This is a genomic window from Shinella sp. M31 (assembly GCF_049199205.1).
GTDB lineage: Bacteria > Pseudomonadota > Alphaproteobacteria > Rhizobiales > Rhizobiaceae > Shinella.
This window is the reverse complement of sequence record NZ_JBLZPH010000071.1, coordinates 70,615-79,740: the sequence shown is the minus strand read 5'-3', so window position 1 is coordinate 79,740 and position 9,126 is coordinate 70,615. Positions and strand designations below refer to the sequence as shown.

At 65.0% G+C, this 9,126-nt stretch carries 8 protein-coding genes; 2 read left to right on the top strand and 6 right to left on the bottom strand.

Annotated elements, in window-relative coordinates; translation table 11 throughout:
* Both ACOZKU_RS11015 and ACOZKU_RS11010 read right to left on the bottom strand, forming a co-directional pair.
* On the bottom strand, window positions 1–799 hold a 799-nt coding region (locus ACOZKU_RS11015; protein ID WP_421578904.1), incomplete at its 3' end, for a diguanylate cyclase.
* A gap of 147 nt (window positions 800–946) precedes the next feature.
* Window positions 947–2,695: a peptidoglycan D,D-transpeptidase FtsI family protein gene (locus ACOZKU_RS11010; RefSeq protein ID WP_421578901.1), complete on the bottom strand. Its 1,749-nt coding sequence runs from the start codon at window positions 2,693–2,695 to the stop codon at window positions 947–949.
* Window positions 2,696–2,967: 272 nt separating this feature from the next.
* On the opposite strand from ACOZKU_RS11010, the gene ACOZKU_RS11005 reads away from it, so the two are divergent.
* On the top strand, window positions 2,968–3,636 hold the full coding sequence (locus tag ACOZKU_RS11005; protein ID WP_421578900.1) for a DUF2161 domain-containing phosphodiesterase: 669 nt from the start codon (window positions 2,968–2,970) through the stop codon (window positions 3,634–3,636).
* Window positions 3,637–3,707: 71 nt separating this feature from the next.
* Window positions 3,708–4,763: a bifunctional transcriptional activator/DNA repair enzyme AdaA gene (locus tag ACOZKU_RS11000; protein ID WP_421578899.1), complete on the top strand. Its 1,056-nt coding sequence runs from the start codon at window positions 3,708–3,710 to the stop codon at window positions 4,761–4,763.
* Window positions 4,764–4,772: 9 nt separating this feature from the next.
* On the opposite strand, the gene ACOZKU_RS10995 is transcribed toward ACOZKU_RS11000, so the two are convergent.
* From ACOZKU_RS10995 to ACOZKU_RS10980, 4 genes are all read right to left on the bottom strand, one after another.
* The gene (locus ACOZKU_RS10995; protein WP_421578898.1) at window positions 4,773–6,257 is read right to left on the bottom strand and encodes an MDR family MFS transporter; all 1,485 of its coding nucleotides are present in this window, start codon (window positions 6,255–6,257) and stop codon (window positions 4,773–4,775) included.
* A 129-nt stretch (window positions 6,258–6,386) separates the two neighbouring features.
* A complete protein-coding gene (locus tag ACOZKU_RS10990) occupies window positions 6,387–7,286 on the bottom strand; it encodes a DMT family transporter (protein WP_421578897.1) in 900 nt (299 codons plus the stop codon).
* A 39-nt stretch (window positions 7,287–7,325) separates the two neighbouring features.
* Entirely contained in the window at window positions 7,326–8,681 is a 1,356-nt protein-coding gene (locus ACOZKU_RS10985) for an NAD(P)/FAD-dependent oxidoreductase (RefSeq protein WP_421578896.1), read from the bottom strand.
* Window positions 8,682–8,816: 135 nt separating this feature from the next.
* Window positions 8,817–9,126, bottom strand: a 310-nt coding sequence (locus ACOZKU_RS10980) for a DUF983 domain-containing protein (RefSeq protein WP_421578895.1), incomplete at its 5' end; no start/stop codon positions are given.

Sequence of the window (9,126 nt, the reverse complement as noted above, 5' to 3'; positions counted from 1 at the left end):
AAGCGAGCCCGGCCGAGAAGGTGTAGCGGAAGCTCGCCTGCTCGGGCACCGGCCGCGAATGGCGCACGGCGACCAGCATGCGCTGGACGATCGCCTCGGCATCCTCCATCGTGGTGTTGGGCAGGATGAGCAGAAACTCCTCACCGCCGACACGGCCGAGAATATCCGTCTTGCGCACATGGCGCTGCAGCGTCACCCCGAAATCCCTGAGCACGGCGTCGCCGATGCCGTGGCCGAAACGGTCATTGATATATTTGAAATTGTCGATGTCGAGCACGGCGAGGCAACCGACATCCTGCGCACCGCCACCCGCTGCACAGACCAGTTCTCCGAGCTTGCCCATGACGTAGCGCCGGCTGGGAAGCCCGGTCAGCTCGTCGGTCTGCGACGCCTTGATCGCGATGTCGCGGTCCTGCCGCAGCGACCGCTCGTCCGGCCTGATGGAGCTGATGTCGCTGGCCACGCAGAGCATCCAGCCGTCGGGCTGCATCGTCTCGGCCATCCAGAGCCACCGGCCGTCATGAAGATCGGTCTCGAAGGCGCGAAAACCGCTTTTGCCGCGCCGGGCCTGGGTAGAATGCAGCCAGGTTTCGAAATTCGGTGTCTCTACGACCGTGCCGCGCCGGGCGTGATAGTTGCGGCGCATCAGATCGGACCAGAGGGGTTCTTCGTCCTCCTCGATGAACCAGGCGGCGCGAAACGCCCGGTTGGCAAAGCGCAGGCGATCCTGTGGGTCGAAGACCGCAATGAAATTGCCGGCGTGTTCCATCAGCTGCGCCAGTTGCAGCATCATTTGCATAGCGGCCAAGGGCGTCATGTCCTCAGGATGATTCTCGCCGGAAATCTAGAGGCGACGGATAAACAAAGTCTTAGAGGACATTCCCTCGAAGGTCCCGTTTCGGGCGCGGAATGCGCCGGAACGGGACAGGCCGGCGGCCTGCGCGCCTCAGTAGTCGACCAGCTGCATGGTCTCCTCCGGCTCGCCGAAGCGGGGCTGCACGCCGAGCAGCGGGGCGACACGGCGGATGATCGCCTTGATCATCGGCGCTGCGGTGGAGGCCGCGGTGCGGCCGCCGTTTTCGCCGGTGCGGGGTGCGTCGATGATCGACAGCACGACATAGCGCGGCTTGTCCATCGGGAAGGCGGCCACGAAGGCGTTGAAATTGATGTCGCGCGCATAGCGCCCGTTGATCACCTTGTCGGCCGTACCGGTCTTGCCGCCGACATGGAAACCCTCGACCTGCGCATGGCGGCCGGATCCCTTGATGCCGTTCCAGTCATAGAGCCACCGCATGTCGGCGCTTGTCTTGTCCTTGATGACGCGGGTGGCAAGCGCCCGAGCTTCCTCCTTCGTGCGTGTGAGGAAAGTCGGCGGCATGAGATAGCCGCCGTTCATAAGGGCGGCGGCGGCCACCGCCGTCTGCAGGGGTGTCGTCGCCACGCCATGGCCGAAGGAGATCGTCACGGAATTGATCTTCTTCCAGGTTCGCGGCTGGGTGGGCGTCGCGACGCCGGGCATTTCCGTCTCCATCTTCGAGAGGAGACCAAGCCGTGTCAGGAACTGCTGATGGCCTTCGATGCCGACCATGTCGGCCACCGCAGCGGTGCCGATATTGGAGGAGTATTGAAAGACTTCGGGGATAGAGAGCGGGCGGTTCTTGCCCTTGAAGTCGCGAATGGTGAAGCCGCCCATGCGGATGGGGCGGGAGGCATCAACGACGGAATTGAGGTTGATTTTGCCCTCGTCGATACCCATGGCGAGCGTGAAGCTCTTGAAGGTAGAGCCCATCTCGAAGGTGGCATTGCTGATGCGGTTGAACCAGCCCTTCTCGTATTCCTTGTCGATGCTGCCGTCGGCCAGCCGCCGCGAGGGCTCGTTCGGGTCGTAGTCCGGAACCGACGCCATGGCGAGCACCTCACCGGTTTCGACATTAATGACGACGGCGCCTGCCGCTTCCGCCTTGTAATCCACCATCGCCTTTGCGGCGACCTCGCGCACGATGTTCTGCACGCGCAGATCGATGGAGAGTTTCACCGGCTCGAGCCGGGTATCGTTGGTCAGGCCCGCCGCGCGCAGGTCCGCAAGACCCTGGCTGTCGAGATAACGCTCCATGCCGGCGAGGCCCTGATTGTCGACATTGACATGGCCGACGACATGGGAGGCGGTGGCGCCGCTCGGATAGATGCGCCGTTTTTCCGGTCGGAAGCCGATGCCGGGCAGGCCGAGCGCCAGAATGTCGGCCTGCTGCTTGGGCGTCAGCTGCCGCCGCAGCCATTGGAAGGCGCTTTGCGAGCGTAGCTTCCTGTGCGTCTCGCTCCAGTCGAGGTTCGGTATGACCGAAGCGAGTTTCTCCACCACCTCGTCGGCATCGATGATCCGGCGGGGTTCGGCGTAGAGCGAGACCATGTTGAGATCGGTCGCGAGCAGCAGGCCGTTTCGGTCGACGATATTGGGGCGCGAGGCGACGGCATGGCCCACGCCGATCGAGGCGGACTGGATGGGTTCCGAAATACCATACTGGATGAGCCGCGCGCCGAGAATGACATAGGCAAGGGCGAACAGGCCGATCATGATGGCGAGACGCTGGCGCGCCTGCTTGCGGCGGCAGGCATTGGTGCCCAGAAGATGCGCGCCCTGTTGCGGTGCGACGACGAAATGCGCGCGGCTTTTCAGCCTTATGATGAAAGCGATCATTTCCCACCTGCACGAGAACGCGAACCCGCCGGACAGCGTGTCGCGTCATCCGGCAGAGGCAAGCCTGCGGGCAAGAACGGCGGAAAACCAAGGAAAATGTCCGTGAACGGCGGCAGATCATTAAACTTGCATTAATATACATTTAAAGTTGCCTTATGCCGGTTAACGCCTGATTTGCGATTTTCGGCCTGTACCTGCGAGCCGCGGGAGGTGACCCGCGCGGCATGATCGGTATAGTCGGCGGATGATTCTCCGCATCGATCCCTAGGCCCATGGAAACGTCGCTCTACCTGCCGGTCAAAGGCTTTCTCGAAACGGCGGGCTATGTCGTCAAGGGCGAAATCGGCGGCTGCGATCTGGTTGGTCTCAGCGCCGACGACCCGCCCGTCGTGGTGGTCTGCGAACTCAAGCTCAGCTTCAATCTGGAGCTCATCCTGCAGGCCGTCGACCGCGCTGCCGTGTCCGACGAGGTCTGGATCGCCGCGAAGGTTTCGGCGAAAGGGCGAGGCCGGGAGGCCGACAAGCGCTATCGCGACCTCTGCCGCCGGCTCGGCATCGGCATGCTCGGCATTTCCGATGCAGGCGACGTCAGCGTTATCGTCGGCTCCGTTACGCCCATGCCGCGGACCAATCCGAAGCGCCGGTCGCGGCTGATGCGCGAGCACCAGAAACGGCGCGGCGATCCGGCACTCGGCGGCAGCACGCGCACGCCGCTGATGACCGCCTATCGCCAGCAGGCGCTCGGCTGTGCGGTGGCGCTGGTCGATGGGCCGCTGCGGGTCCGCGATATCCGCGCCGGCGTGCCCGAGGCGGGCAAGATCCTGCAATCGAATGTCTATGGCTGGTTCGAACGGCTCGACCGGGGCATCTATGGTCTGACGGATGCCGGCCGCGCGGCTTTGGCGCGATGGCCGCAACCGTCGCCGGAGGCGCGTGGTTAGTTGGTCGCATATTTTGAATAGACGCCCGATTTTCGACCGAATGCCAGCTGGCGCAATGCTATCAGGATGTCATGCTGTTTACCCTTCCAGACCACGACACCCTCTATCAGGCGCTTGTTGCCCGCGATGAGCGCTATGACGGCCAGGCCTATGTCTGTGTCGCTTCCACCGGCATCTTCTGCCGCCTGACCTGCCCGGCCCGCAAGCCGCTGCCGGGCAATTGCACCTTCCGCGCGACGATCGGCGAATGCATCGAGGCGGGGTTTCGTGCCTGCAAGCGATGCCATCCCCTGCAGGCTGTCGCGAGCGCCGATCCTGCGATCGGCGCCCTGCTGGCGGCGCTCGACGAGCGGCCGGATATCCGCTGGTCGGAGGAGCATGTAGAGCGGATGGGCTACGACCTCTCGACGGTCCGGCGCAGCTTCAAGCGGCAGTTCGGCATGACCTTCCTGAAAATGGCCCGGCAAAGGCGTCTTCGCGAGGGTTTCGAGGCCTTGTCGGACGGAAGCAGCGTCATTGCCGCCCAACAGGAGGCGCGGTTCGACAGCGCCAGCGCGTTTCGCACCGCTTTCGCGAAAATCCTCGGCTGTGCGCCTGCCGCGCTCAAGCAGGACGGCCTGCTTCGGGCAAGCTGGATTGCCACGCCGCTTGGCGACATGGTCGCCGTGGCCAGCGAAACCCATCTGCATCTCTTGGAATTCATCGGTCGCAAGGCCTTGCCGATGGAGCTGCGCAAGCTGCGCGCTGCCACCAAGGACGGCATAGGCCTTGGCCGGACGCGGGTGACGGAGCAGGCAAGCGCCGAGCTGGACGCCTTCTTCGCCGGCCGCTCTGCTATCTTCGAAACGCCGCTGCACCAGGCGGGCAGTCCGTTCAGCCAGGAGGTCTGGGCCGAGCTTCGCCGCATTCCGGCCGGCACCACGCGCAGCTATGCCGAGCTCGCCCGGCAGATCGGCCGTCCCGCCGCCACGCGCGCGGTGGCGCGGGCGAACGGCGCCAACCAGATCGCGCTGATGGTGCCGTGCCATCGCGTGCTCGGTGCGGATGGTGCGCTCACCGGTTACGGCGGCGGCCTTTGGCGCAAGCAGCGCCTGCTGGAGATCGAGCGCGACTATCGGTCCGCGTAGAGCGGCCGGTTACTCGACGATGGCGGCGATCTCGCTATCGGCCCGGCCACGCAGCGGCTTTTCCGGCATCAGGTAAAAGAGCACGAGCGACAGGGCGGTCGCGGCGGCGCAGGCGATGAAGATATAGGTGAAGGGCAGGGCTTCCGTCGTGCTCGCGGCCATTGCCTGAATATGTTCGCCTCCGAGCGGCAGGCCGTTGCTGAGCGCAATGGCCCCGAGCATGGCGACGCCCAGCGCGCCACCGAGCGAGCGCAGGAAGGTGAGCACGCCTGTCGCGACCCCGAGATGGGCCTGATCAACGGCATTCTGCACGGAGATGGTGGCGACCGGGAAGGTCATGCCGGAACCGAAGCCGACGCCGAAGGTCAGAAGTTCCAGCGTGAAGAGCGTCGTGCGCCCCGACAGGAAGGCCAGCGCGACGAGGCAAAGGACGCTGAAGGCGCCGCCGCCGATCGCCAATCGCTTGTAATGCGTGAAGCGCGGAATGGTCCGCCCGCTGGTCGTCGCGCCGAAGACGGTGCCGAGCAGCAGCCCGAGCATCACGATGCCGGAGCTGCTGGCTGAAAGACCGTGGAACGACTGCCCGTAAACCGGGATATAGACGGCAAGGCCGACATTGGCGGTCTGGCCGAGGAACATGGCGAGCGTGCCGTAGCGGACGATCGGATTGGCGAGAACCTCCAGCGAGATCAGCGGTTCGGCGGCGCGGCGCAGGCGGAGCGCGAAGAGCGCCCAGAAGATGGCCGAGCAGCCGAGCAGGCCGAGGATTTCCGGCGACAGCCAGGCATAGCGGCTGCCGCCCCAGTTGAGCGCCAGGAGCAGAAGCGCGGTGGCGGTGATGAGCAGGGCGGCGCCCGCGCCGTCGATGCTGTGCGCGCGGCCGACGACCGGCAGCTTCTTCAGGGGATTGTTGATGATGAGGAGTGCCGCGATGCCGAGCGGAAGGTTGACCCAGAAGATCACGGACCAGTGCAGATGTTCGGCAAAGGTGCCGCCCATCAGCGGGCCGGCAATGCAGGCGACGGCCCAGGTGCCGGAAATCCAGGCGGCATAGCGTGCGCGTTCGCGCGGCGGCACGAGGTCGCCGATCACGATCTGCGCGAGGGCAAACAGGCCGCCGCCGCCCAGCCCCTGCACGGCGCGGCCGAGGATCAGCACCAGCATGTTGGGCGCCAGCGCGCTGATCAGCGAGCCGAGAAGAAAGATGATAATGGCGCCGAAGATCGTCGGGCGGCGTCCATAGACGTCCGAGATCTTGCCATAGAGCGGCGCCATGGCGGTTGCGGTCAGAAGATAGCCGGTGACGATCCAGGGCAGGTAGTCGGCATGGCCGAGCGCCTTGCCGATCGTCGGCATGGCGGGCGCCACGATGGTCTGGTCGAGGGCGGCGAGCAGCATCGACAGGAGAACGCCCGCGATGATGACATTCTTCTCCGGCTCCGACAGGGGGACGGCGGTCGCCTGGGTTTCGTTCACGCGGGTGGTCTCGTTCATTCTGGCAGTCCGATCAAAGTCCATGGCCGCAGCGGCCATTGTGTACTCAAAGATGGCCGGGAAGCCGGATAGTCAACCCTTGCGACACACGGTGGCGGCAAAAGGCTAGATTTCGCCTCCGCGAAGCCGTCAGGAAACCGCGCGGCCCCTGGCGGCGATTTCCCCGCGACGTTCCCAGAACACGAGCACCAGGCTGGAGGCAACGATCAGGACCGCGCCGATGAAGACGTTCAAGGCCGGAATTTCCGCCCAGATCGTATAGCCATAGACGAACGCCCAGATGAGGCCGGTATATTCGACGGGTGCCAGTGCGGAGGCCGGTGCGTAGCGAAACCCTTCATAGAGCAGGAACTGGCCGAGCGTCGCGACGAGGCCAAGCCCGATCATCAGCATCGAGCCTTCCATATCAGGTGTCTTCCAGATCCAGGGGAAGGAGGCCGCGCAGGCGAGGCCGAAGAGCAGGCTTGTCGCGAACATCTGCGTCAGCGTGCTTTCGCTGCGGCTGACGAGCCGGATCAGGATGGTGCTCCAGGCCCAGCAGAAGCCGGCCACGAGGCACATGGCGGCGGGAATGAGGTTTGGCGAATGCGACGGGTTGGCGGCAATCACCACGCCGACGAAACCGCCCACGCAGGCAATCCACCGCCCGGCGCCGACGGCTTCCTTGAGCACGAGGATCGACAGAAAGACGGTGATGATGGGCGCGGAAAAATAGAGCGTCGTCAGCTCCGCAAGGCCGAGATAGCGTGCGGCATTGTAGTAGAGCAGCCAGGCGATCAGCATCAGTGCGGCCCGCAACACCACGGTGCCGCGATAGGGGCTCTTCAGGATGGACGGGTGCCGGTAGAACCGCAACAGGACACCGGAGACCAGCACGATCACGAGACTGCGCATGAACAGAATCTGCGGCACCTCGTATGTCGCCACCATCCATTTCACCAGGGCATCCTGCAGGGCAAAGCAGGCATAGCCGGCAGAGGCGAGCGCAATACCCGCCAGCGGCTTCGTGTCGATCAGTCCGGAACTCATGATGGCCTCGAATACAATCTGTTTCGTCCGCCCGGCGGACTAAAGGGCAGGTCCCAGCCGCAGCGCGCTTCCGTCGCTGAAACGCGAGAGGCGGAAGCGGTGCAGGTCGTGACCGGGGTCGTTGCCCTGGATGAGATCGGCGACGACGCGGCCGACGCCCGGGCCGATGCCGAAGCCGTGGCCGCTCATGCCGGTCGCCACGAACAGGCCGCCGATCGCCGCAGCGCGATCGACGATCGGGACGACATCGGGCATGGCATCGATCATGCCGGCCCAGGTCGCTTTGAAGGGAATGGCGCCGAGCTGTGGGAAGAGTGCCTTGAAATTGCGCTCGATCGACCGCAGGCCCGAGGCTTCGGGCGCGGGATTGAGAACGCGCATCCTCTCGAAGGGGCTCACGGCATCTGGTTGCCAGTCGCGTGGCGTCGACCAGCTGTCCGGGTAGGATGCGGGGGCGGCCGGCGCATAGCGGGTGCCCAGCGGATTGGCCATCAGGGCGGGAAGGTAGGTGGTCGCATGCCGAAACGCATCCGGCCCGATATAAAGTAGGCTGCTGCCGCCGGGGGCGAGCGTATAGCCGCCGTCCTGCCGGCGGCGGAAGGCGACGTTCGAGTCGGCTGCCGCACCCGAATGAATGTCCGGCAGCGGTCCCGTGGCAGCGACCGTCGCCCGCACGCTGAGCTGCGGAATGGAAATGCCGTGCTTGCGCAGGAAGAGAGAGGACCAGGCGCCGCCGGCCACCAGCACGGTGGAGGTGGCGATGCGGCCCGCTTCCGTCCAAACGCCGGTGATCCGGCCGGCGGATACATCCAATGCGCGGGCGGCGCAGTTCTCCACGATCGTCACGCCGCTGCGCGCGGCAAGGCGAGCAAGGGCCGGCACCGCAAGCCATGGCTCGGCGCGCATGTCGGAGGGGGTGATCATCGCCCCGGCGTAGCGCTGGGTGATGCCCGTGAAGAGCTTTGCGGTTTCGTTGGAATCCAGCAGGCGGGTGTCGAGCGCGTGATCGGCGGCGATCTTCATGAAGCCGTCGAATTTCGCCAGATCCTTTTCGCTCCGGGCGAGATAGGTCACCCCGGTCTGTGCGAGGCCGATATCCTCGCCGCATTCGTCGGCGAGTTGCTGCCAGAGCCGGCAGGCCTCGATGACGATCGGCAGCTCGTCCGCATCGCGCCCCTGCTTGCGGATCCAGCCCCAGTTTCGCGACGATTGCTCCGCCGCGATCCGCCCCTTCTCAACGAGCGTGACGGAAATATTCCGCTTCGCCAGAAAGAGAGCCGTCGTGACGCCGATGACGCCACCGCCGATGATCACCACGTCCGAGGTCTTGGGCGGCGGACCGGGATGGGAAATAGGGTCGGTTTCGGAAAGTGGGAAGCTGAGCACGGGGCGCATTCTGGAAAGCAGGCGGGATTGATGCTTGTGTTCCGGGCGTACCAGATAAAGCCAATCCAGACCACCGGAATCCACCAAATCGTGCGCAATCCTCCCAGCAATCTCCGCGGCGCGGGCCTTGCCGCCTAGGCGCGGTCAGCTCGGGTCTGGTGCCCGGCGAACCAGCTTGCCCTCTTCTGCCTTGTAGAAATACTGGCTGGCGACGAGCCAGCCCTTCAGGGGCCTAAGCGGTGGAACGCAGGTCAGAAGCATGAACGGACCAGTCACCAGAAACTGCGTGAGCAGCGACGCGCCGAAGGCGACTTCCAGCCACACGGCGAGCGCCACGCTCGGCACGCACGCGAAACAGATGACGAAGAAGGCCGGGCCGTCGGCCGGATCGGCGAAGGAATAGTCGAGCCCGCAGGCCTCGCATTTCGGCGCGAGCGTCAGGAAGCCGTTGAAC